Source organism: Variovorax sp. YR752, from assembly GCF_943372545.1.
In genome coordinates this window covers 1-23,200 of sequence record NZ_CALRZC010000132.1, presented here as the reverse complement: position 1 = coordinate 23,200, position 23,200 = coordinate 1, and the positions used below count along the sequence as shown (strand labels likewise).

The 23,200-nt window shown below is 68.8% G+C and carries 23 protein-coding genes and 1 riboswitch; of the genes, 8 read left to right on the top strand and 15 right to left on the bottom strand.

Features of this window, described 5'->3' with window-relative positions; genetic code table 11:
* Positions 1-363 precede the first annotated feature (363 nt).
* The 6 genes from AAG801_RS25795 to AAG801_RS25770 are packed head-to-tail and all read right to left on the bottom strand — an operon-like array spanning position 364 to position 6,939.
* Complete coding sequence (locus AAG801_RS25795) at positions 364-1,146, bottom strand: ABC transporter ATP-binding protein (RefSeq protein ID WP_341890942.1); 783 nt, start codon at positions 1,144-1,146, stop codon at positions 364-366.
* A complete protein-coding gene (locus tag AAG801_RS25790) occupies positions 1,143-2,153 on the bottom strand; it encodes an iron ABC transporter permease (RefSeq protein WP_341890941.1) in 1,011 nt (336 codons plus the stop codon). The genes AAG801_RS25795 and AAG801_RS25790 overlap by 4 nt, the downstream gene beginning before the upstream one ends.
* Before the next feature lie 5 nt (positions 2,154-2,158).
* Positions 2,159-3,040: a helical backbone metal receptor gene (locus AAG801_RS25785; RefSeq protein ID WP_341890940.1), complete on the bottom strand. Its 882-nt coding sequence runs from the start codon at positions 3,038-3,040 to the stop codon at positions 2,159-2,161.
* Positions 3,037-3,618 carry a bifunctional adenosylcobinamide kinase/adenosylcobinamide-phosphate guanylyltransferase gene (locus AAG801_RS25780; protein WP_341890939.1) on the bottom strand — a complete coding sequence of 194 codons (582 nt, stop codon included), beginning with the start codon at positions 3,616-3,618 and terminating at the stop codon, positions 3,037-3,039. The genes AAG801_RS25785 and AAG801_RS25780 overlap by 4 nt, the downstream gene beginning before the upstream one ends.
* Complete coding sequence (locus tag AAG801_RS25775) at positions 3,605-5,008, bottom strand: cobyrinate a,c-diamide synthase (RefSeq protein WP_341890938.1); 1,404 nt, start codon at positions 5,006-5,008, stop codon at positions 3,605-3,607. The genes AAG801_RS25780 and AAG801_RS25775 overlap by 14 nt, the downstream gene beginning before the upstream one ends.
* Positions 4,993-6,939, bottom strand: a complete 1,947-nt coding sequence (locus tag AAG801_RS25770) for a TonB-dependent receptor (protein WP_341890937.1) — start codon at positions 6,937-6,939, stop codon at positions 4,993-4,995. Before AAG801_RS25770 ends, AAG801_RS25775 begins: the two co-directional genes overlap by 16 nt.
* Positions 6,940-7,010: 71 nt before the next feature.
* A riboswitch (cobalamin riboswitch) is annotated at positions 7,011-7,252 on the bottom strand.
* A 131-nt stretch (positions 7,253-7,383) separates the two neighbouring features.
* Here AAG801_RS25770 and AAG801_RS25765 point away from each other — a divergent pair.
* The 4 genes from AAG801_RS25765 (at position 7,384) to AAG801_RS25750 (ending at position 9,571) form a co-directional block, all read left to right on the top strand.
* Positions 7,384-7,611 (top strand): DUF904 domain-containing protein, encoded by a 228-nt coding sequence (locus tag AAG801_RS25765; RefSeq protein WP_101492963.1) that lies wholly within the window; start codon positions 7,384-7,386, stop codon positions 7,609-7,611.
* Entirely contained in the window at positions 7,608-7,955 is a 348-nt protein-coding gene (locus AAG801_RS25760; protein ID WP_341890936.1) for a cell division protein ZapA, read from the top strand. The genes AAG801_RS25765 and AAG801_RS25760 overlap by 4 nt, the downstream gene beginning before the upstream one ends.
* A 289-nt stretch (positions 7,956-8,244) precedes the next feature.
* Positions 8,245-9,072, top strand: a complete 828-nt coding sequence (locus tag AAG801_RS25755) for a sulfite exporter TauE/SafE family protein (RefSeq protein ID WP_319360884.1) — start codon at positions 8,245-8,247, stop codon at positions 9,070-9,072.
* A 73-nt stretch (positions 9,073-9,145) separates the two neighbouring features.
* The gene (locus tag AAG801_RS25750; protein WP_192196537.1) at positions 9,146-9,571 is read left to right on the top strand and encodes a universal stress protein; all 426 of its coding nucleotides are present in this window, start codon (positions 9,146-9,148) and stop codon (positions 9,569-9,571) included.
* A gap of 44 nt (positions 9,572-9,615) precedes the next feature.
* Here the strand turns inward: AAG801_RS25750 and AAG801_RS25745 are convergent, their stop codons facing one another.
* Positions 9,616-10,581 (bottom strand): helix-turn-helix domain-containing protein, encoded by a 966-nt coding sequence (locus AAG801_RS25745; protein WP_341890935.1) that lies wholly within the window; start codon positions 10,579-10,581, stop codon positions 9,616-9,618.
* A 180-nt stretch (positions 10,582-10,761) separates the two neighbouring features.
* Between AAG801_RS25745 and AAG801_RS25740 the strand changes: the two genes are divergently transcribed.
* From AAG801_RS25740 to AAG801_RS25730, 3 genes are all read left to right on the top strand, one after another.
* Entirely contained in the window at positions 10,762-11,766 is a 1,005-nt protein-coding gene (locus AAG801_RS25740; protein ID WP_341890934.1) for a carbon-nitrogen hydrolase family protein, read from the top strand.
* Positions 11,767-11,785: 19 nt separating this feature from the next.
* Entirely contained in the window at positions 11,786-12,847 is a 1,062-nt protein-coding gene (locus tag AAG801_RS25735; protein WP_341890933.1) for a phenylacetaldoxime dehydratase family protein, read from the top strand.
* 79 nt (positions 12,848-12,926) lie between these two features.
* The gene (locus AAG801_RS25730) at positions 12,927-14,630 is read left to right on the top strand and encodes a serine hydrolase (protein WP_341890932.1); all 1,704 of its coding nucleotides are present in this window, start codon (positions 12,927-12,929) and stop codon (positions 14,628-14,630) included.
* Here AAG801_RS25730 and AAG801_RS25725 read toward each other — a convergent pair.
* The 8 genes from AAG801_RS25725 to AAG801_RS25690 form a co-directional block, all read right to left on the bottom strand.
* The gene (locus AAG801_RS25725; RefSeq protein ID WP_341890931.1) at positions 14,627-16,168 is read right to left on the bottom strand and encodes a malonyl-CoA synthase; all 1,542 of its coding nucleotides are present in this window, start codon (positions 16,166-16,168) and stop codon (positions 14,627-14,629) included. The genes AAG801_RS25730 and AAG801_RS25725 overlap by 4 nt on opposite strands.
* Before the next feature lie 27 nt (positions 16,169-16,195).
* Positions 16,196-16,984: an enoyl-CoA hydratase/isomerase family protein gene (locus AAG801_RS25720; protein WP_341890930.1), complete on the bottom strand. Its 789-nt coding sequence runs from the start codon at positions 16,982-16,984 to the stop codon at positions 16,196-16,198.
* Entirely contained in the window at positions 16,981-17,970 is a 990-nt protein-coding gene (locus tag AAG801_RS25715; protein WP_101492955.1) for a tripartite tricarboxylate transporter substrate binding protein, read from the bottom strand. The genes AAG801_RS25720 and AAG801_RS25715 overlap by 4 nt, the downstream gene beginning before the upstream one ends.
* Positions 17,971-18,063: 93 nt before the next feature.
* A complete protein-coding gene (locus AAG801_RS25710; protein ID WP_341890929.1) occupies positions 18,064-19,530 on the bottom strand; it encodes a malonyl-CoA decarboxylase in 1,467 nt (488 codons plus the stop codon).
* Between the two features lie 40 nt (positions 19,531-19,570).
* Positions 19,571-20,239, bottom strand: coding sequence for a GntR family transcriptional regulator (locus tag AAG801_RS25705; RefSeq protein ID WP_101492953.1), 669 nt, complete (start codon positions 20,237-20,239; stop codon positions 19,571-19,573).
* A gap of 190 nt (positions 20,240-20,429) precedes the next feature.
* Positions 20,430-21,260, bottom strand: coding sequence for a prolipoprotein diacylglyceryl transferase (gene lgt / locus AAG801_RS25700; protein WP_101492952.1), 831 nt, complete (start codon positions 21,258-21,260; stop codon positions 20,430-20,432).
* 57 nt (positions 21,261-21,317) lie between these two features.
* Positions 21,318-21,587, bottom strand: a complete 270-nt coding sequence (locus AAG801_RS25695) for a hypothetical protein (protein WP_062480550.1) — start codon at positions 21,585-21,587, stop codon at positions 21,318-21,320.
* Between the two features lie 42 nt (positions 21,588-21,629).
* Positions 21,630-22,403, bottom strand: coding sequence for an SDR family oxidoreductase (locus AAG801_RS25690; protein WP_099796742.1), 774 nt, complete (start codon positions 22,401-22,403; stop codon positions 21,630-21,632).
* A 142-nt stretch (positions 22,404-22,545) separates the two neighbouring features.
* On the opposite strand from AAG801_RS25690, the gene AAG801_RS25685 reads away from it, so the two are divergent.
* Positions 22,546-23,200: LysR family transcriptional regulator (locus AAG801_RS25685; protein ID WP_341890928.1), on the top strand; the 655-nt coding region annotated here is incomplete at its 3' end.

The window sequence follows — 23,200 nt, the reverse complement described above, 5'->3', positions numbered from 1 at the left end:
GCCCAAGGGCAAGGACTTCTCTCACCTCACGCAGGCCCAGTTCGATCGCATCGCCAATGAAATGAACGGTCGACCAAGACAGACACTTGGCTTTGCCAACCCTGCTGAGGTACTCTGGCAGACCGTTGCATCGACGGGTTGAGCCCGCCCCTCCTTGATTTCGCTGCGGGAAGCACCCTGTGTCCTGCGCACACTGAGCGCGGTCGTTGTGCTGGTCGATCAACAACCGCACCGCCCGACGCTCACGTCGATGGGGTGCCTTGCGCAGCGAAATCAAGGAGGAGGCCGCAGGCCGGGGGACATTCGCGGAGCAAGGTGCCCCGTCGGCGGGAGCGCGCCCTGAATGACTCGATGCGCGAGGCGTCATAGCGGCAATGCGATCCATTGGTCCGCCACGCGATGCACGCGAATCCGATGGTCGAACACCTGTTCGAGCGCCGCGTGCGTCACAGGGTCGGAACAAGCACCGTGGTGCACCACCCGCCCCCGATTCATCACGACCAGTTCGTCCGCAGCCAGCGCCATCGGCAGTTCGTGCAACACGCTGACCACCGTGCGGCCCTGAGCGACCAACTCGCGCGTCGTGTTCATCCAGTCCGCCTGATGCGGCGGATCGAGATTCGCCAGCGGCTCGTCCATCAGCAGCAGCTCAGCCTCGACCGCCAGCGCGCGCGCCAGCAGCACACGCTGGCGCTCACCGCCCGAGAGCTGTCCCAACGGACGGTCGCGCCAATCCCAGGCCTGGGTGCTGCGCAGTGCGCGCTCCACGGCGTCGCGGTCGGCGTCGCTAGGTGCCGCGAGCCATCGCTGGTGCGGCAGGCGCCCGAGCATGGCGACGTCGTAGACCATCAGGTCGTCGGCGCTGCCCTCGCCCGTGCCGCTCTGACCGAGCCATGACAGACGCCGTGCGCGCACGCGGGCCGGCACAGCGGCTTGCGCCTCGCCGAAGAGCCGCACCTCGCCGCGGTGTGCGAGCAGGCCCGCCAGCGCTTTCAGCAACGTCGACTTGCCGGCCCCGTTCGGTCCGACGATGCTGGTCCATCGGCCGGCGGCGAGCGACAGGTCGATGCTGTGCAGCACCTCGACCGAGCCGAGCGTGGCGCTGAGGCCCTGCGCTTCGAGCGCGGCGGATGGGGTGCGGCTCACAGTCCGCCTCCCTTCGCGCCGCGCCGGTGCATCAGCCACAGCAGGTAGCTGCCGCCGAGCACGGCCGTGAGCACGCCCACCGGCAGTTCCTGCGGTGCGATCAGCCAGCGCGCCAGCAGGTCGGCTGCCATCAGCAGCAGTCCGCCCATCAACGCTGACAACACGATCAGCCGCGCATGCGTGGTCTTGACCACCGAACGCACCAGGTGCGGTGCGGCGAGGCCGACGAAAGCGATCAGGCCGGTCTGCGCGACGGCGGCGCCAGTCGCCAGCGCCAGCACCGCCACCAGCGCGGCGCGCATGCCACCGAGCGGCAACCCGAGGCTGCGCGCCGTGGCCTCGCCGAGCGCGAGCCCGTCGAGCACCGGCGCGAGCGCCCAGGCCAGCAGCAGGCAGGCTAAGCCGACCGCCGCCATCACCGCGCAGGCGGTCCAGCCGACCAAGCCGGTGCTGCCGAGCACGAAGCCCTGCAGCGCCTGCAGGATGTCGGCCGAGGCGATGGTGATGAGGTCTTTCGCGGCGCCCAGCACCACGCCGACGATCACGCCTGCGAGCAGCAGCCGCAGGGTCTGTTGCACGCCGCGCGCCAGCGTCAGCGTGAGCAGCACCGCGGCCACGGCGCCGACGAAAGCCGCGCCTGTGAGCCCGATGCGCATCACCCATTGCGTGCTGGTGACGGAGCCACCGAACAGCATCAGCGCCAGCGCCACGCCGAGCGACGCGCCCGAGGCACTGCCCAGCAGGTACGGATCGGCCAGCGGATTACGGAACAGGCCCTGCGCCACCGCACCGGCGAGGCCGAGCAGCGCGCCCGCGAGCCATGCACCGAGGGTGCGCGGCAGGCGGATGTCCCAGACGATCTGCAGCGCCACCGGGTCGTGCCGCGCGGACAGCAGGCTCTGGAAACCGGTGCTGCCGATGCCCAGGCCGAAGAGCAGCAACGCCGCGCCCAGCACGAGCAAGCCGGCACCGAGCAGCAGCACGCGACGCAGATGGGCTGAATGCATGCCGCTCACCGTCCCTTGTCCGACAGGCACTGCGCCATCAGGCGCGCGGCCTCGTCCATGCGCGGGCCGGGGCGCACGACCACGTCGGTCTGCTCGGCGTCGAAGCGGCACACGCGGCCTTCGCGCACCGCGCGGATGCCGCCCCAGCCGGGGCGCTGCTCCAGACCCATCGCACTGCGCACGCTGACCATGATGAGGTCGGGGTTCGCGCGCACGACGAACTCGGGGTTGAGCTTGGGAAAGGGGCCGAGCGACGCGGGCACGATGTTCTTCACGCCGAGCCGCGCCAGCGTCTCGCCGATGAACGACGAATCGCCCGCCGCGTACGGGCCGGTGTTGACCTCGAAGTACACACGCAGGCCCTTGGCGCTGGCGGGCAGCGACTGCGCCGCGGCGGACACGGCCGCATCGATGGCGCGCCAGACGGCAGACGCCTCGTGCGTGCCGAGCACCTGGTCGAGCGCGCTCAATACGCGGCGCACGTCGGCGTGGCTCTTGGGTTCGAGCACGATCACCTTCAGGCCCAACGCCTCCAGCCGCTGCGTGACGCGCGACGACTTGGCGAGCAGCACCACGTCGGGCTTGAGCGCGACGATGGCTTCGACATTCGGGTCGATCCCGCCGCCGAGCTGCGGCAGCGCACGCACCTGCGCGGGCGAATTGGAATAGCGGTCGACGCCGATCAGCCGGTCGCAAGCGCCAAGCGCGCAGACGCCCTCGGTCAGCGACGGCAGCAGCGAGACGATGCGCTGCGGCGGCTGCGCCAGGTGCACGGTGACGCCGCGCTCGTCGACCACGTCGATGGCCTGCGCAGCCTGCGCGCACACCACCAACGCAAGGCCGAGCGAGAGCGCACGCAGCCATGTCTTCATGGGTTCGAACGTCATGCGGCAGGCGCCTTCAGCGTCAGCGGCAGGCCGGCGACCATCAGCGTCGCGCGGTGGCAGGCGGCGGCCACGTCCTGGTTCAGTCGGCCGAGCACGTCGACGAAGGCGCGGGTCTCGCGGCCCAGCGGGATCACGCCCAGGCCGATCTCGTTGCCGACCAGCACCACCGGCCCGCGTGCTTCACGCAGCGCGATGAGCAGCAGCGTGGCGTGCGCCGAGGGCGTGCGCGTGACCACGGCGGCACCCTGGGTGCGCAGCGGCATCAGCAGGTTGGTCAGCCACAGCGTGAGGCAGTCGACCACCACGAGCGTGTCGGGCGCGCTCTGCGTGACGATGGCACGCGCCAGCTCGATCGGCTCCTCGAGGGTCTGCAGTCCGGGTACACGCTCGGCGCGGTCGCTCCGGTGGCGCGCGATGCGATCGCGCATCTCGTCGTCGTGGGCCTGCGCAGTGGCGATCAGCACCGCGCGGCGCGATGTGGGCGCAGCGACGAGCCAGTCGGCGGCGCGCTGTTCGGCACGGCGCGACTTGCCGCTTTTCTGGCCGCCGAGGATGAATTCGTGCTCAATGAGGGGCATCGGAAGACGCCTGTGCGGCGTGGCTGTCGAGTTCGAGGGGCATGGCGCCGAAGAGCCGCGCGGTCGCCTCCGGGCTGGACGCGAACCACGCATGGAAGTAGCTCGCGCGCACGGGGCCGTGCACGTACAGCGCTTCGCCACCGCGCGTGCCGACGGTGCGCGCGGCGGGCGCGAGCGGCGTCTCGCAGCGCGAGTAGTGGAAGGTGTGGCCGCGCAAGGCATGCGCGCCCAGGTCCAGCTGCTGCGGGCCGAGGCCGGCGAGTCGCTTCTGCATGACCGCCCTTCCCGGCAGCACGCCCCAGAGGCGATGCACGTCGTGCGGTTCGGCGTCGTCGCGCGTGGCGAGTTCGTCGAACAGCGCCATCATGCCGCCGCACTCGGCCCAGATCGGCTTGCCGGTGGTCACGTGATTGGCAAGCGAAAGCCGCAGCCGGTCGCTGGCCGACAGCACTTCGGCATGCAGCTCGGGATAGCCGCCGGGAAACCAGGCCGCGTCGCACGGCGGCAGCGGCTCATCCGCCAGCGGCGAGAAGAACGCAAGCCGCGCGCCGAGGGCTTCGAGCACGTCGAGGTTGGCCGGGTAGATGAAAGAGAACGCCGCATCGCGCGCGATGGCGATGGTGCGACCGGCCAGCAGCGGCGCGATGGGCGCAGCGGCCTCCGGCTCGAAGCGCACCTGCGGCAACTGCTCGGGCGCGCGCTGTCCGAGCGGCGTGGTGGCGAGCACGTCGGCCGCAGCGTCGAGCCGCTCCATCGCGTCGCCGAGTTCGGCCGCGCCGACCAGCCCGAGGTGGCGTTCGGGCAGCGCGAAGTCGGCGCTGCGCGGCAAAGCGCCGAGCCAGTCGGCGGGCTCGCGCAACGCGTCCTTCAGCATGTCGGCATGGCGCTCGCTGGCCACGCGGTTGGCCAGCACGCCGGCCCAGGGCAGGCCCGGCTGGAAATTCTGCAGGCCGTAGGCCAGTGCGCCGAAGGTGCCGGTCATGGCGTGCGCGTCGATCACGGCAAGCACGGGCAGGCCCAGGCGCGCGGCCAGTTCGGCGGCGCTGGGCGTGCCGTCGAACAGGCCCATCACGCCTTCGACGATGACCAGGTCGGCCTCGCACGCGGCGGCATGCAGGCGCGCGCGGCAGTCGGCCTCGCCGGTCATCCACAGGTCGAGCGAGTGCACCGGCGCGCCGGTGGCCAGCGCGAGCCAGTGCGGATCGAGGAAGTCGGGCCCGCACTTGAAGGCCCGCACGCGGCGGCCCTGGCGCACGTGCAGCCGCGCGAGCGCGGCCGCGACGGTGGTCTTGCCCTGCCCCGAGGCCGGCGCGGCCACGAGCACCGCGGCGCAGGTGGCGGCGCCGGTGGTGCTGGGCGGGAAACGGCGGGTGTTTACTGCGGAGTCCACTTGAGTCCGACGTACGCGGTGCGGCCCCCGTTGGCGTAGAGCCGTGCGAACTGGTAGTCCTTGTCGCCCACATTGTCCACGCGCGCCACGAGGTTCAGGTCGCGCGTGATCTGCGTGCTGGCCGACAGATTGAGCAGCGTGTAGCCGCCGAGCTTGACGGTGTTGGCCGCGTCGTCGAAACGCTTGCCCGAGCTCTGGATCTCGGCGCCCAGCGTCCAGCCGGCGACGCGCCAGTCGGCGCCCAGCGTGCCGTGGGCCCGGGCGCGGCGTGCCAGCAGGTTGTCGGTGGCGAGATCGCGCGGGTCCTGGTAGTCGAGCGAGGCGCGCAGCGTGACGTCGCCGATGCGGTGGCCGCCCGTGAGCGTCACGCCCTGGTAGCGTGCGCGCGCCGTGCTGGCGTAGCAGCCGAACGACGACTGGCAGCCCTTGGCGCTGCCGTCGAACACGATGAGGTTCTGCACCCGGTTGCGGTACAGCACGATGCCGGCCTGCGTGGCGCCGGCCGTGTACTGCAGGCCCAGCTCGACGTTGCGGCTCGACTCGGGTTGCAGGCTCGCCAGGCCGTATTCGCTGAAGCGCTGGTACAGCGTGGGCGCGCGGAACGCGGTGCCAGCCGACACGGTGGCGCGCAGGCTCGGCGTGATGGCGTAGCCGTAGGCGGCACTGCCGGTGGTCTTGCCGCCGAACTCGCTGTCGTCGTCGTGCCGCACGTGCAACTGCAGCGAGTGCGGGCCCTTCACATAGCCGTAGCCCAACGCGGCGGCGTTCTGCGAGCGGTCGCGCGAGAACAGCTTGGCCGAGGTGGTCGGCGCGTTTTCGAGAGCGTCTTCGCGGCGCTCGAGCGTGGCGGTGACCAGGTGCGCGCCGAAGCGGAATTCGTTCTGGAACAGGTAGCCGCGCAGGCGGGTCTCGGTGCGATAGAACGATGGCTGGGTCTTGTAGACGGTCTGCGAATCGGTCACCTGCAGGCGGGTGCTGTAGATGTCGTTCCACTTGGCCGACCAGGTCAGGCCGGCGGTGCGCAGTTCGTTGGTCGAGACGTCGTCGCGGAAGGTGATCGGCAGCTTGGTGCGAAAGCTCACCGACGGGTCGTAGGCCGCCTCGGTGTTGCTGGTGAGCAAGGTGGCGTCGAGGCGCTGGTCGGGTGTGATCTGGAAACCCAGCTTCAGGTTGCCCGAGGTGCTGCGGTAGCCGTCGCGGTCGGGGTTGGTGAAGCCGTCTTTCGAGGGCGTGCGCTTGGCGAGGGGTTGCACGTTGAAGCCCTTGCTTTCTTCATGCGCCACACCGAACGAGTAATCAAGCAGGCCCGACTTGCCGCTCACACCGCCTTCGATGCGGCGCAGGCCGTGGCTGCCGAAGCCGATGCCGGCGTAGGGCGACACGCCCTCTTCGCCACGCTTGGTGAAGAGCTGGATCACGCCGCCCACGGCGTCCGAGCCGTACACCGCAGCGGCCGGGCCACGCAGCACTTCGATGCGATCGATCTGCGACAGCGGAATGCCTTCCCAGCCGGCGCCGCCGGTCGATTGCGAGTCGATGCGCACGCCGTCGAGGTAGACCGCGGTGAAGCGTGATTCGGCGCCGCGGATGAACACGCTGGTGGCGTTGCCCACGCCGCCGCTGCGCGAGATCTCCATGCCGGGCAGGCGCGCCAGCACGTCGGCCACGCCGGTCGCGCCGCTGCGCTCGATGGTCTTGCGGTCGACGATGGAGACATCGCCCACCAGGTCCGACAGCGCCTGGGGCGTGCGGTTGGCGGTGACGACGGTCTCGTCGAGCGTGGCAGCAGCGGCGGTTTGCGCGTGCGCAGCCAGCGGCACCAAGGCCAGGCCGCCGAAGGCCGAGGCCAGGGCGAGCGTCAGCGGCAGGCACGCGGGACGGCTGCGGCGCACGCTGGCGCGGCCGCTGGAGAGGGAAACACAGGAAATCATGGGATGAACCGAACGAACTTCTATGCCCTGGCCGGCTTCCCCGCCGGCGCCATGGGCGTCATGGCTGCCGATGCGGCAGCCGCCTTGTTGGCCGGTATCCGGGCTGGCAGATCGACCCTTTGCCGCCTTCCCAGGCGCCTGTTTCAGAGCGCCCAGTGGCTGGATGGAAAGGGGTGACGCCTTGCGGCGTCGTCTGCTTGACCGTTGCGGGGGCAGCGCAGGCGGCATCGGCCCCGGGGGGCGTCCACTCCTGCTTCCCGTTGAACTGCGCCGTGCGAACCACGCCGCGAGCACCAACGGGCGAGATTTTAGGCCCACGGGGCGGCCACGCCACACGAGGTTTGATCGCAGGCGGCGCAGGCCCCAGAATCTCGGCCACGTCCGGCGCGCGCCCGCGCGGTGCGCCAGACCTTCCGAATTCCCGGGAAACTACAATCGCCAACCATGCCCGCCTCCAGCCCCATCGACCAGATCGCCGAGCGTGTGGAACGCCTGCTTGTGCGTCACGAAGAGGTGCAGCGCACCAATGTGCTGCTGCAGGAACAGGTCGATGCGCTCACGCGTGAACGCGACGGCCTGAAGTCGCGGCTCGCCGCGGCCCGCACGCGCCTCGATGCCCTGCTCGAACGGCTGCCGGCCGAACCCCCTTCCGAAGATTCCCATCACGCATGAAGCAGATTGAAGTACAGATCATGGGCCAGAGCTACTTGCTCGGCTGTCCCGACGGCGGTGAGGCGCAACTGCGCGAGGCCGTCGACCGCGTGGACGCGGCCATGTGCAAGATCCGCGATGCAGGCAAGGTGAAGGCCCGCGATCGCATCGCCGTGCTCGCCTCGCTGAACCTGGCTTTCGATCTCGCCGCACAACAGGCCGCTGCCGCCGCCGCACCGGCCCCTGCCGTCGCAGTTGCAACGGCCGCCAGCACCGGCGGAACCTCCGGTGACACCGACCCGCAGGCCGCCCAGCTCATTCAAAGACTCGATCAAGCCCTGGCGGGCGATGGACATTTGCTCTGAAGGCACGCGGCGCGACGCAGACGGGGCGTAAAATCCACTTCGTCTGCAGACGTGTCGGGCTTAATATTTCCTTGTTCCAATGCTCTCCGGAGCCGGGCTTGGTACATCGCTAGACGGGCGTGATCATCTCGCGTCAGATGAACCCGAAGTCTTGCTGCCCTCGCCCACCTGAACCCTGGTTCAGGATGCGGGTCCGGCACACCATCTGCAGACACCTTTTCCCGCCACGGCCCCCTGCTTCACTGCACGGGGCCGTTGCTTTTTCAGCCGCTCTTTTTCCCAACACCCCGTGAACTTCACCGCACTGCTCGACCCGCTCCTGATCGCCGAACTCGCCGCGCTCGGCCTGGGCACCGGTTTCCTCGCGGGCCTCCTGGGCATCGGCGGCGGCATGCTGATGGTGCCGTTCATCACGATCATCATGGGCCAGCGCGGCGTGCCGGCCGACCTCGCGGTGAAGATGGCGATCGCGACCTCGATGGCGACGATCATCTTCACGTCGGTGTCCAGCGTGCGCGCGCACCACAAGCGCGGCGCGGTGCGCTGGGACATCGTGCAGCGCCTGGCACCCGGCATCGTCATCGGCAGCCTCGCGGGCAGCCTGGGCGTGTTCGCGCTGCTCAAGGGCACGGCGCTCGCCATCTTCTTCGCGCTGTTCGTGGGCTTCTCGGCCACGCAGATGTTTCTCGACAAGAAGCCCAAGCCGACGCGCCAGATGCCCGGCACCGGCGGCCAACTGGCGGCGGGCGGCACCATCGGCTTCATCTCGGGCCTGGTGGGCGCGGGCGGTGGCTTCATCAGCGTGCCGTTCATGACCTGGTGCAACGTCGCGATCCACAACGCGGTGGCGACCAGCGCGGCGCTGGGCTTTCCGATTGCGGTGGCCAACGTGCTGGGCTACGTGCTCGCCGGCCAGTCGGTGCAGGGCCTGCCGGCCGGCGCCTTCGGCTATATCTGGCTGCCCGCGCTCGTGGTGATCGCGGCCTGCAGCGTGTTCACCGCGCCACTGGGCGCCAAGGCCGCGCACAGCCTGCCGGTGAAAAAGCTCAAGCGCGTGTTCGCGAGCATCCTGTACCTGCTGGCCGCCTACATGCTCTGGAAGGGCCTGCGCGGCTGAGGCATATCAAACGTTCACCGGCGTTCCTGTGCCATCCTATGCAGCTGTTGTTCATAGTCGTAAAAGGAAAGCCATGAAAATCCTCATTGCCGTCGACGGCAGCGCCTACACGCAAAAAGCCCTCAACTACCTGCTCGCCAACCGCGCCATGTTCGTGGACGGCCATGAGCTGGTGGTGGTGAATGTCTGCACCGGCATCTCCGGCCACGTGGCACGACACCTCAGCAAGGAAATCGTCACCGATTACTACGCCGAGGAAAACGCCAAGGTGCTCGACCCGGTGAAGGCCTGGTTCGCCGACAAGGGCGTGGCCAACTTCACCGCCGATGCGCGCCACGGCCACGCGGCCGAAGAAATTCTCAAGTCGGCCAGCGAATCGAAGGCCGAAATGATCGTGCTCGGCACGCACGGCCACGGCATCCTGGGCCGCGCGCTGATGGGTTCGGTGGCGACCAAGGTCGTGGCCGAGACCGACATCTCGGTACTGCTGGTCCAGTAAGCAGACCCGTCAACCCGGCGACGGCCGATGCGCCGTCGCCGCAGTCATTGCTGCGCGCGCTGCCGCCGCCATTCGCGCGGCGAACATCCGAAGCGCTCGCGAAACGCGCGGCTGAAATGCGCCGCGTCGTTGAACCCCCTCCCATACGCGATCTCTCCCACCGGCCGCCCTGCCAGGCGCGGCTCCAGCAGGTCGCGGCTGCACGCGTCGAGGCGGCGCTCCCAGATGTACTGCGACGGCGTCAGCGGCTCGCTCTTGAACACGCGGTGGATGTGGCTCACCGACATGCCCAGCTGCGCCGCCAGCGTGCCCACCGACAGCGTCGGATCGGCCAGCTGCTCGTCGATGCGCTGCTTCACGCGCCCCAGGTGGTACGCCGTGAGGTTGCTGAGCGCCGGGGCGTGCGCCGCGGGCAGCGTCTGCAGGCCGGCCACGAGGATGTTCTGCACGCCGTGCGCCACCGCCAGTGCCGAGGCCGGCTGCAGCGCGTCGAAGTCTTCGCGCAGCGTGCGGATCATGCCCAGCAGCAGGTGCCCCGCGCCCTCGCGCCCTGACACCGTGGTGGCCGTGAGCGCCTCGGTGTCGCGCAGTTCGCTGCGCAGCCGCTCGCCGGGCAGCTTGAGCACGATCTGCTCGAAGGGCTGGTCGAACAGCAACTCGTAGGGCCGCGTGCTGTCGTACAGCGCGAAGTCGCCGGCGCCGAGCACGGCGTCGCGCCCGTCCTGGCGCACCACGCCCTGCCCGCGCGCCTGGATGCTGACAAGAAAGCAGTCGTCGCTCGACGCCGCGATGTGGCGCGGCGTGCGCATCACCTTCTGCGCGCGCGAGGTCACGACCGACATGCCGAGGCCGGGCAGCGCGTGCTGGCGGATGCTGCCCTCGAAGTCGCCGCCGTCACCGGGGCGCACCGCATCGCATTCGAGCTGCACGTAGACGTTGCAAATCATGTCGGTCCAGTACGCGAGCCGCTGGTCGCGCGAAACGGCATCGGTGCTGAGCAGATGGGTCATCGGGGTCCTCGGAAGGCCTTCGCAAAGGCGCATGCAACGCTGGAACAAGAACGCCGCCAATCCGGGTCAAGGCGTTCCGGCGGCGCGAATCTACGCTTCATGCAACCCGCATGCCACCGCGCAAACCCGGTGCGCACGGCGGGGATTTCGTTACGTTCATTGCACTCTGGAGAACACCCCATGCCGACCACCGTCCACCCCAAGCTTCGCGTCGCCGCCGTGCAGGCCGCCCCTGTGTTCCTCGACCTCGACGCCACCATCGACAAGACCATCGACCTGATGGCGCAGGCCGCGCAACAGGGCGTGCAGCTCATCGCCTTTCCCGAGACCTGGGTGCCCGGCTATCCGTGGTGGACGTGGCTCGACTCGCCGGCCTGGGGCATGCAGTTCGTGCAGCGCTACCACGACAACTCGCTGGTCGTCGGCTCGCCCGAGTTCGAGCGCCTGCAGGCTGCCGCGCGCCAGCACAAGATCTGGCTCTCGCTCGGCTACAGCGAGAAAGCGGCGGGCAGCCTGTACATCGCGCAGGCGCTGATCGACGACCAGGGCCGCACCGTGCAGACGCGCCGCAAGCTCAAGCCCACGCACGTGGAACGCACGGTGTTCGGCGAAGGCGACGGCGCCGACCTGCACGTGGTCGAGACGCCGCTGGGCAACATCGGCTCGCTGTGCTGCTGGGAGCACCTGCAGCCGCTGAGCAAGTACGCGATGTATGCGCAGAACGAGCAGATCCACTGCGGCGCGTGGCCAAGCTTTTCGCTCTACCGCGGCGCAGCCTACGCGCTGGGCCACGAGGTCAACAACGCCGCGAGCCAGGTGTATGCGGTCGAGGGCGGTTGCTTCGTCATCGCGCCCTGCGCCACGGTGTCGAAGGCCATGAGCGAGCTGATGTGCACCGACGACGGCAAGCGGCAGATGCTGGGCGTCGGCGGCGGGCATGCGCGCATCTACGGCCCCGACGGTTCGCCGCTGGGCACACCGCTGGCCGAGGACGCCGAAGGCTTGGTGATCGCCGACATCGACCTCGGCATGATCGCGCTCGCCAAGGCGGCGGCCGACCCGAGCGGCCACTACTCGCGGCCCGACGTCACGCAGCTGCTGCTGAACAAGACGCGCCGCACGCCCGTGGTGGTGCAGCTCACGCCGGAGCCCGAAGGCAGCGTGCCCGAGCCGGTCGTGGCCTGAACGACGACGGAGCCGCACCATGGAATCCGCCATTGCCGAGCATCTGAAATGCCCCCGCACGCGGCACCGCCGCGTCGAGGACGACTACACGCCGCCCTACCCCGTCTGGTCGGCCCGCGCGCCCACCTCCGTCACGCAGGTGGTCATGGGCTGCTTCGGCGTGCAGTCGCGTGGCCCCGACATGCAGGGCCGCGCCTGCGCCGCGCTACAGAAGATCGTGCGCAGCTTCGCGCTGCCCGACGGGCCGGGCCACCACGATCTGACGCACTTCGTCGATGCCGACGGCTTCGACAACATGATCGCCATCGCGTACTGGCACGACGCGGCGGCCCACGCACGCTGGCTCGCAACGCCCGAGATCGACGCATGGTGGCGCGCCGACGAACGCCTGACGGAAGGCCTGGGCTACTTCCGCGAAATCGCCTCGCCGCGCGTCGAGCACTTCGAGACCATGTTCAACACGCCGGACCGCATGGAAGGCGTCGGCGTGGTCATGGGCGACGTCAGCGGCGAGTTGCAGGAACACGGCTACTGGGGTTCGATGCGCGACCGCATTGCGCTGTCGCAGACCGATGCGCTGGCGCCCTCGGGCATGCGCGCCGTCGTCACGGGCACGCCGGCATTGGGGCAACGCGTGCGCATTGCCGGCCACGAGAACATCGCGATGATCCGTTCGGGCCAGGAATGGACCGACACCACGGGCCAGGAACGCACGCTCTACCTCGAAGACATGGAGCCGGTGCTGCGCGAAGGCATGGACTTCCTGCGCGACCAGGGCCTGGCCATCGGCTGCTACAGCAACCGCTACATGCACCACCTCGACGCGGCCGGCGCGCCGCTGCAGAAGTCTTTCGGCCTGAGCTACTGGCGCTCGCTCGCCGACATGGAGCGCTGGGCCGAGTCGCACCCCACACACGTCGCGATCTTCGGCAGCTTCATGCGCTACGTGCAGGCGCTGAACTTCCAGCTGCAGCTGCGCGTGTACCACGAGGTGTCGGTGCTGAAAGCCGACGAGCAACGCTACGAATACATCAACTGCCACGCGGGCAGCGGGCTCATGAACGGGCTTGCCATGACCTAGGCACATGCACGGTCGGGCGGTCGGGATGCCGTAGGATGCGCGACCCTATCCCAGGCAACCAAGGCAAGGAGCCCCACCCATGTGGAACGATCTCGACAGCCTCGTCGAAGCCTCGATGAAGGAATGGAAAGTCCCCGGGCTCGCGCTGGCCGTCATCCAGGACGGCGAAATTGCCGTGCTGAAAGGCTACGGCGTGCGAGACACCGACACGGACCTGCCCGTGACCCCCGACACGCAGTTTCTGCTGTGCTCCCTCACCAAGTCGTTCACCGCGGCCGGACTCGGCCTGCTGGTCGACGAACGCAAGCTCGACTGGGACCAGCCGGTGCGCGAGGTGCTTCCCGAATTCCGCCTGCGCGATCCGGTGGTGACCGGGCGCCTGACCGTGCGCGATCTGCTGTGCCACCACAGCGGGCTGCCACGCCACGACTGGATCCACATGCCCGGCGACTTGAGCAACGCGCAGATGCTGGCGGCGCTCAGGCACCTCGCGCCGAACAAGGACCTGCGCGACACCTTCCAGTACTCGAACCTCGGCTACCTCGTCGCGGGCATGGTCACCGAACGGATCAGCGGCCAGAGCTACCAGGACTTCACCACCGAGCACCTGATGCGGCCGCTGGGCTTCAAGCACTTCGGCTTTTCCATCGAAGCGCTCGGCGCGGCCGAAGACGGCGCGCGCCCGCACGCGATGGACGGCAACGAACGCCACCGCACGCCGCTGTCACCCATTCGCGCCACACCCGCTGGCGGCATCAACGCGTCGGTCTCGGACATGGCGAAATGGGCGCGCTTTCTGCTCGACGGCAAGGCGGGCGAACGGCAGCTGCTCTCGGCGCAGGCGCTGCGCGAAATGACCACGCCGCGCGTGCACATGGCGCGCTCCGAATTCACCGAGATCGGTGACTCGCACTACGGCCTCGGCCTGTTCTGCGAGCACTACCGCGGCGAGCGCACCATCGCCCACTCGGGCTCCTGGGCCGGCTGGGGCACGCTCATGACGATACAGCCCGAGCGCCGCGCCGGCGTGGTGGTGCTCACCAACCGCGCGCCGGGCAGCACCAACGCCATCCTCACCTACGCGGTGCTCGACCGCCTCTGCGGCCGCGACCCGATCGACTGGTTCGGCCGGCTGGCGCCCCGGCGCAAGCAGGCCCTCGACCAGATCGAGATCGACAAGAAAGCCAAGGCCGACGTGCGCCAGAGCGGCACGCGGCCGAGCCATGCGCTGGAAGACTATGTCGGCGATTACGACCACCCGGCCTACGGACGGGTCCGCATCGAGCAGCAGGCGGACGGGCTCGCGTGGCGGTGGCGCGGTGTCGAAGACACGCTCGAACACCGCCACTACGACGTGTTCGTCACACCCGACCGGCCGACGCTGCTGCACCCCAGCGACCGCACCGTCACCTTCCGCTACGACCGGCAGGGACGCATCGACCGCCTCGAAATTCCGTTCGAGCAGATGGTCGACGACATCGTGTTTCGCCGTGTCGCGGCCGGCGATGTGCTCGATGCGGCCTTCCGCAAGCTCTGCGCCGGCGACTACCTGCACAGCGGCCGCGTGATCGAGATCAGGCTCGACGCCATGGGCCAGCTCGCCATGACGATTCCGGGCCAGCCGACCCACCGGTTGCTGCCGGCCAACGGGCGCAACTTCAAGGTCGACACGCTGGAAGGCTTCGGCGTCGAGTTCCGCCGGCCTTCACCCGGCGAAGTGGACGCGCTGATCTTTCACGAGCCGCGCATCACGGCCCTCGCGCCGAGGATCGCGAGAACCTAGGCGAACAGCGCCTTGTGCTCGGCGCGCAGCAGCGCCTTCTGCACCTTGCCCATGGTGTTGCGCGGCAACTCGGGAACGACGAAGCAGCGCTTCGGGATCTTGAAGTTCGCGAGCTTGGCCTTGAGCTCGGCCACGATGGCGTCGGCGTCGATCGCGGCGCCCGCCTTGGGGATCACGATGGCCACGCCCACCTCGCCGAAGTCGGGGTGCGGCACGCCGATGACGGCGCTTTCGGCCACGCCGGCCATCTCGTTGATGTAGCCCTCGATCTCGGCGGGGTACACGTTGTAGCCGCCACTGATGATCAGGTCCTTGCTGCGCCCGACGATGGTGATGTAGCCGCGCGCATCGATCTTGCCCACGTCGCCGGTCTTGAAGAAGCCGTCGGCGGTGAACTCTTCCTTGGTCTTCTCGGGCATGCGCCAATAGCCGGCGAACACGTTGGGGCCCTTCACCTGGATGCCGCCGATTTCGTCGACCGGCAGGTCCTTGCCCTCGTCGTCGCGCACGCGCAGCTGAACGCCGGGCAGCGCGAAGCCGACGGTGCCGCCGCGGCGCTCGCCCTTCTTCGCGTCATACGGGTTGGACGTGAGCATCGCGGTCTCGCTCATGCCGTAGCGTTCGAGGATGGTGTGGCCGGTGCGCTCGCGCCATTCGTCAAACGTTTCGATGAGCAGCGGCGCCGAGCCCGCGACGAACAGGCGCATGGTGCGCACCGCCTCGCGCGTGAGGCCGGGCTCGGCCAGCAGGCGCACGTAGAGCGTGGGCACGCCCATGAACACGGTGGCTTCGGGCAGCTTGGCGACGATGCGCTTGGGGTCGAACTTCGAGAACCACAGCATCTTGCTGCCGTTGAGCAGCGCGCCGTGCAGCGCCACGAACAGGCCGTGCACGTGGAAGATGGGCAGCGCGTGGATCAGCACGTCGCCCTTCTTCCAGCCCCAGTAGGTCTTGAGCACTTCGGCGTTCGACAGCAGGTTGCGGTGCGTGAGCATCGCGCCCTTGCTGCGGCCCGTGGTGCCGCTGGTGTACAGGATGGCGGCGAGGTCGTCGGGCTTCTTGATGGCCACGGTGTGGCGATCGCTGCAGCGCGCCGCGGCATCGAGCAGCGTGCCGGTGCGGTCGTCGTCCAGCGTGAACACATGGCGCGTGCCGGCTGCTTCGGCGATGGGGCGCACCCAGGCCGCATTGCGGCCGGTGCACACGACCACGGCGGGCTCGGCGTTGCCGATGAAGTACTCGATCTCGGCGCTCTGGTAGGCCGTGTTGAGCGGCAGGAACACGTAGCCCGCACGCAAGGTCGCGAGGTACAGCAGCATGGCCTCGACCGATTTCTCGACCTGCACGGCGACGCGCGCGCCCTTCTCGAGCTTCAGGCCGTCGAGCAGGTTGGCGATCATCGCGCTGGCGCGGTCGAGGTCGCGCCACGAGTAGTGCAGGCCGTTCTCGGTCTCGACCGCGATGGCGTCGAGGTCGGCGGGAAAGGCCGCGCGCAAGGCGGCGAACAGGTTGGCGTTGGGGGAGGACTTCGTCTTCATCATCTTCGTCATCATCGAACGGCAGGCTCAGGAAGAGCGGAAATTCGGAGGGCGCTTGGCCAGGAAGGCATCGATGCCTTCGCGGTGCTCGGCGGTGTCGGCGTAGTCATACGCGGTGGCCAGCAGCTGCTGTGCCGCCGTGCCGCCGCGCTTCAGTGCGGTGAAGGTGGCCTTGTGCAGGCGTGCGGCCTGCGGCGACAGCGCGGCGATGCGCGCGGCATGCGCCTGCGCGGCGGCCGGCACCTCGGCGTCGGGCAGCACGTGCAGCAGAAAGCCGGCGTCGTACAGCCGCTGCGCGCCATGCACGCCGGCGGCCAGCAGCATGTCGCGCGCCAGCACGTCGCCGATGGCGCCATGCACCAACGCGGCTTCGCGCGGCGCCATCGGGAAGCCCAGCTTCGCGATCGGCGCGCCGAACTTCGACGACGCGCCGGCCAGGCGGATGTCACAGCAACTCGCGATCTCGACGCCGGCGCCCATGCAGGCGCCTTCGATCTGGGCCACCAGCGGCAGCGGGCAGTCGAGCATCGCCTGCAGCGCGGCCCAGACTTCGTTCTCGTGAAACTCGCGCAGGCTCGCTTCCTCGAAGCGGAACGAGGGGTACTCGGAGATGTCGCCGCCCGCGCAGAAGGCACCGCCCTCCCCGCGCACGACGACGCAGCGCAGCGCGGAGTCGTCGTCGGCACGCAGGCCGTCGAACACCGCACGCAACTCGCGCCACATGGCGCGCGTCATCGCATTGAGGCGCCCCGGGTTCGACAGCGTGACGACCGCCACGGCGCCTTCGCGGCGCAGCGAGACCTGCCGATCGCTCATTCGAGCTTGGCGCCCGAGGCCTTCACGACGGTCGCCCATCGCTTGATCTCGGCGTTGACGAACCGGCCGTAGGCGGCGTTCGTGACGTTCGGAATCTCGGAGCCGTTCTGCGCCCAGATGGCTTTGAGTTCGTCGGTGCCGAGCGCCTTCTTCATCGTGTCGATGATCTGCGTCTGCGCTTCGGCCGGTGTGCCCTTGGGCGCCCACAGGCCGTACCAGGTGGTGACGGTGTAGTCGGGCAGGCCCACTTCGGCGGCGCAGGGCACGTCGGGGAATGCGGGGTTGCGCTTGGCACCGGCGACCATGAGCGCCTTGATGCGCCCGCCCTTGATGTGCTGCGCGGAAGAACCCAGGCCGTCGAACATCAGGTCGACGTTGCCCGCGATCAGGTCGGACAGCGCCGGGCCCGCGCCGCGGTACGGAATGTGGGTGATGAAGGTGCCGGTCTGCAGCTTGAACAGCTCGCCCGCGAGGTGGTGCGAGGTGCCCGAGCCGGCCGAACCGTAGTTGAGCTTGCCGGGGTTGCGCTTGACCGTGGCGATGAGCTCCTGAATGGTCGCGGCCTGCACCCGCTTCGGGTTGACCACCACCACCTGCGGCACGTTGGCCAGCAGCATCAGGGGCACGAAGTCTTTCTCGAGGTCGTAGTCGAGCTTGGGGTAGATCGACGGCGCGATCGCATGGTGCACGGCGCCCATGAAGAGCGAGTAGCCGTCGGCCGGCAGCTTGGCCGCGATGCTCGCGCCCACGGTGCCGCCCGCGCCGCCGCGGTTGTCGATGACCAGCGTCTGGCCTGCCGCGCGTGAGAACTGTGCCGACAGCGGGCGGGCGAAGGCGTCGGTGCCTCCGCCGGCCGGGAACGGCACCACCATGGTCACCGGCTTGGTCGGCCAGCCTTGGGCGCGCGCACCGCCGCAAAGGGCCACGGCCCCGGCAGCGGCGGCGACGCGCAGCACATCGCGTCGTTGAAAACTCTGTTGCGTCATCTGTCTTGTCTCCTGTCGTCGTCGTTGTGGAAGTTGCCGCCCTCCGGCGGTCAAGGTGCGGGCCGCAGCGCTGCCGCGGCGAAGCGAACGGACTCAGCCTTTTTTGAGAAACAGGCCTTCGATGTCTCCCGAAACTGCGATCTTGCCTTCGGCCAGCCAGGTGCGATGGCGGTCCAGGCGCTTGAGGTCGTACAGGTAATTGACCATGAGGCCATACGACTGCTTGAGCCCCTTGGTCGACGGGTCGCCGGCCCAGTTGAGCCGCTCGACGCGCGCGCCGTTGCCCAGGTGAAAGCGCGCCACCGGGTCGGCCGGCGTGCCGTCGACCAGCGTGCGGCCCAGGTACTCGGCGGCGACCTGCAGCAGCCACTGGCGCAGCGGCGATTTGGCGTCGAGTTCCGCGGCCGCATCGACTGCAGCGAGCAAGCGCTCGGCCGTCGGCGGCACCGAGCCGACGAGGCGGCCGAGTTCGGCTTCGCGCTTCTCGTCCAGGCGCGGCAGCAGCTCGGCGGCGTTTTTGGCGAGCCATGTGCGCAGGCCCGGAATGGGCGACAGCGTGGCAAAGGTCTTCAGGCGCGGCAGTTCGTCCTGCAGGGTCTCGACCACGCGCTTGATGAGCGAGTCACCGAAGCTCACGCCGCGCAGGCCGGTCTGCGTGTTGCTGATCGAATAGAAGATCGCGGTGGTCGCCTTGGCCGGCTGCACCGGCACGGCGGCCTCGTCGAGCAGCGGCATGATGCCTTCGCTGATGCGGTCGACCAGCGCCACCTCGACAAAGATGAGCGGCTCGTTCGGCAGGCGCGGATGGAAGAAGCCGTAGCAGCGGCGGTCGCTGTCGTCGAGCCGGTTCTTCACATCGGACCAGCTCTTGATGTCGTGCACCGCTTCGTAGCGGATGAGCTTCTCGATCAGCGAGGCCGGCGAGTTCCAGTCGATGCGGCGCAGCTCGAGAAAAGCCACGTCGAACCAGGTGGAAAACAGGTGCTCCAGCTCGGCCTCGAGCGCGAGCAGGCGCTTGTCGGACTTCAGGCACGGCAGCAGGTCGGCGCGCAGGTCGACCAGAAAGCGCATGCCGCCGGGCTCGACCGCGAAGCGCTGCAGCAGCCGCATGCGCGGCGACACCAGCGCGCGGCGCAGGCGCAGCTCGGCCTGTCCTTCGTCGGGCGTGCCGACGGCGGTCTGGTGTTGGTCGCGCGCGCTGTTGAGCTTGCCCGCGTCGGCGGCGAAGTGCTCGCTCATGAGCGCCCAGTAGTCACGGCGCTCTTCGGGCGAGGCGCCGGCGTAGGCCTGCGCGATGGCATGGGCGCGGCGGCCGCCTTCGACCTCGCTCACGCGCGGATCGATCACGGCCTGCAGTTCGGCGAGCACGCGGCGCAGCGTGCGCGGCGACAGCGCCTCGTCGGCCTTGCGCAGCGTGGCCTGCAGCCGCTCGGCGGTGGTGCGGGCGCTGGGCTTGGGCGTGTGGCGGGCCGAGCCCTTCGTGGCGCCGTTGCTCGCCACGGGGACCTTGGACGATTCGCCCATGCGCAGGCGCGCCTGGAACCACTCGGTCGCACTCATCGATCTGCTCCTGTGCCGTTGGCTATATGGGCGGTGCCTGTCACGGCATCACCCGGGATTTCTGCTGTTGCATCACTTCGCGCAGCGCCTCGCGCTGGCGCGTCATGTGGGTGCGCATGGCGGCGTCGGCGCCTTCGCTGTCGCGCGCCTTGAGCGCCGCGAACACGGCCAGGTGCTCCGACAGGCTCTGGTCGAGCCGCCCCGGCGCGTGCAGCTGCTGCAGCCGCGCGAGCTTCAAGATCTTGCGCAGGTCGCCGATCACCTGGGCCAGCCACTTGTTGTCGGCGAGCTTGATGATCGCCTCGTGAATGATGTGGTTGGTGGCGTAGTAGTCGTTGATGCGACGCGCCTTGGCGTGGCGCACCAGGCGCTCGTGCAATGCGTCGAGCTCGTTCAGCTCGGCGTCGCTGGCGTTGCGCGCAGCCTCGTAGGCGCAACGCCCTTCGAGCAGCGCAATGACCGGAAAGATCTCGTCGAGGTCGCGCTCGGTCACCTCGTTCACGAAGCAGCCGCGGCGCGGCTCGTGGCGCAGCAGGCCTTCGGCGGTGAGCACCTTCAGCGCCTCGCGCAGCGGCGTGCGCGAAATCGACAGCCGCTCGCACAGGGCCGCCTCGTCCACGAAACTGCCGGGCGCCAGCGTGCCGTCGAAGATCTGCTCGCGCAGCGTGGCGGCGACTTCGTCGTGGAGGGAATTGGGGACCAGGCGCATGCGTTGAAGACTCGGAAAGTCGGTGGGCGTTTCGCGTAATTTCCTGTAATTACGCATAATTGTGAGCGGACAGTTAATGCAATGCAAGGGCCACGCCCTGCCCCAGCGGCCCGGAATTACCCTGAGACGGACGAAAAAAAGCGGCGCGCACCCGAAGGTGCTGCGCCGCGTTGTGCGGAGGACTGAGAGATCAGGCGCGCGCGGTGCTGCCGGTCTTGCCGGCCCGGCCGAACCAGATCCACAGCGCGATGCCGCCGATCACCATCGGCACGCTGAGCCACTGGCCCTGGCTCAGGCTCAGTGCACGCAGGCCCAGGAAATCGTCCGGCTCGCGAAAGTACTCAGCCACGAAGCGCAGCACGCCATAGCCGATAAGGAACACGGCGGCCACCTGCCCCTGCTTGCGCTCCTTGCGCGCGTAGAGCCACATCACGACGAACAGCAACAGGCCTTCGAGCAGGAACTGGTAGACCTGCGACGGATGGCGCGGCAGCGTCGAGCCGCTTTGGGGGAACACCATGCCCCACGGCAGATCGGGGCTGCTGAAACGGCCCCACAGTTCGCCGTTGATGAAGTTGCCCACGCGGCCCGCGGCCAGGCCGGTCGGCACGCAGGGCGCGACGAAATCCATCACCTGCCAGAACGGCCGCGCACGCGAACGCGCAAACCACACCATGGCGCCGACCACGCCGAGCAGGCCGCCGTGGAAGCTCATGCCGCCCTGCCACACATACAGGATCTCGAGCGGGTGCGTGAGGTAGTACTCGGGCTTGTAGAACAGGCAGTAGCCGAGCCGGCCGCCGACGATGACGCCCATGACGCCGAGGAACAGGATGTCCTCGATGTCCTTGCGTTGCCACACGCCGGCCGTGGCCAGCGAGCGGAACGGCTCGTGGCGCAGGCGGCGCGTGCCGAGAAAGTAAAACAGCGCGAAGGCCGCCAGGTAGGTCAGGCCGTACCAGTGAATGGCCACCGGCCCCAGCTGCAAGGCGACGGGATTGATCTGCGGATACATGAGCATCCGACGATTGTGCCGTGGCGCGATGACGCCGCCGGCACGGGGGCATTCAGGGCAATGTCAGCGCCCGAACTTCCACCACAGCAACCCCGCCACCAAAGCGGGCACCGCGAAGATGAACAGGAAGATCGGCAGCTCCTCGGCCACCGAGTACCCGGCCTTGAGCACGCCCACGGCCATGTTGATGCCCGCGCCGACGAACCACGCCGGAATGAACCACTTGGCCGCAGCGGCCAGCGCCATCGACGAGCCGTCGCCCATGAAGCGGCCGGCCAGAAGAAACACCACCAGCAGCGCGAAGCCGCCTCCCATCACCATGACTGTGTGCATCTGCGTTGTCCTCCCGGATTGATCGTGCCCGATGTTGCCGGGTCAGCGCGTGGTGTAGCCACCGTTGGCGAAGATCGTCTGGCCCGTGATCCACCAGCCCTCGGTGACCAGGAAGCGCACGATGGGCGCGATGTCCTCGATGTCGGTGAGGCCCTTCTTCGAGTACTTGCTGAGCGCGGCGGCCGTGCTGTGGTACGCCACGGCCTCGGGGCTTTCCTGGCCGTAGAAGAACGGCGTGTCCATCGGGCCCGGGCCGATGGCGTTCACCGAGATGCCGCGCTCGCCGAACTCCTTGGAGGCCGCGCGCGTGAAGTGCTCCACTGCTGCCTTGGCCGCCGGGTAGATGGCATAGAACGGCGTGTAGGCCGCGAGCAGCGAGCTCACCAGCGTCACGATGCTGCCGCCGTCGGCCATCGTGCGGCCGGCCTGCTGGATGAAGAAGAAGGCCGCCTTGGAATTGGCGTCGAAGCTCTTGTCGTAGTCGGCCTCGGTGATGTCCAGGATCGGCTTCTTGATCACCACGCCCGCCGTGTTGATCGCCAGGTCGACCTGGCCGAAGTGCTTCACGGCCTGGTCGAACAGCTTCACGTTGTTCTCGACCACGGCGAGGTCGCCCTGCACCAGCAGCGTGTCGGCGCCCTTGGCCTTCAGCGCGGCGGCCGTTTGCTCGGCCTCGGCGCGCGAGCTGTCGCTGTTGTAGTGGATGGCGATGCCGCGGGCGCCGCCGTCGACCAGCAGATGGGCGATGAGGGCACCGAGGTTCTTGCCACCGCCGGCGATGACGGCGACCTTGTTCGTGAGCGTGCGTGCGGACATGGATGAACTCCTCTGGATGAATGAAGAAAACCCGGGACGGGATGTGTGACGAGCCGCCAGTCTATTGATCGCCAAGTTGCAGATAAATCATTCATTCAAGGCTAGACTGTTCTGAAAATTACGAACAATCAGCCACGCCGCCATGGACCGCATCGAACTCCTCCAGGTCTTTTTGCGCGTGGCCGAAACCGGCAGCTTCACGCGTGCCGCCGACCGGCTGGCGTTGCCGCGCGCCACCATCTCGACCGCCATCCAGCAACTCGAGGCCCGCCTGGGTTCGCGCCTGCTGCACCGCACCACGCGCCGCGTGGGCCTCACGCCCGACGGCGAGGTGCTGCTCGAGCGGGCGCGCGCATTGGTGGCCGACATGGAAGACATGGAGCAGCAGTTCCAGCCCGCGCACAGCAGCGTGAGCGGGCGACTCAAGGTCGATGTGCCCAGCCGCATCGCGCGCCTGCTGATCGCGCCGGCGCTGCCGGACTTCTTTGCGCGCCACCCGGCGGTCGAACTGGAACTCGGTTCCAGCGACCGCGCGGTCGACCTCGTGCTCGAAGGCGTGGACTGCGCCCTGCGCGTCGGCCCGCTCGCCAGCAGCAGCCTCGTGGCCCGGCCGCTGGGGCATTTCACGCTCATCAACTGCGCGAGCCCGGCGTACCTTACGCAGCACGGCACGCCGCGCACGCCGGCCGACCTGCCGCAGCACTTCGCGATCAACTACGCCTCGCCCACCAGCGGCCGGGCCGCACCCTGGGAATGGCAGCTGCGCGACGGCGAGACGCAGACGCTGCGGCTGCGCA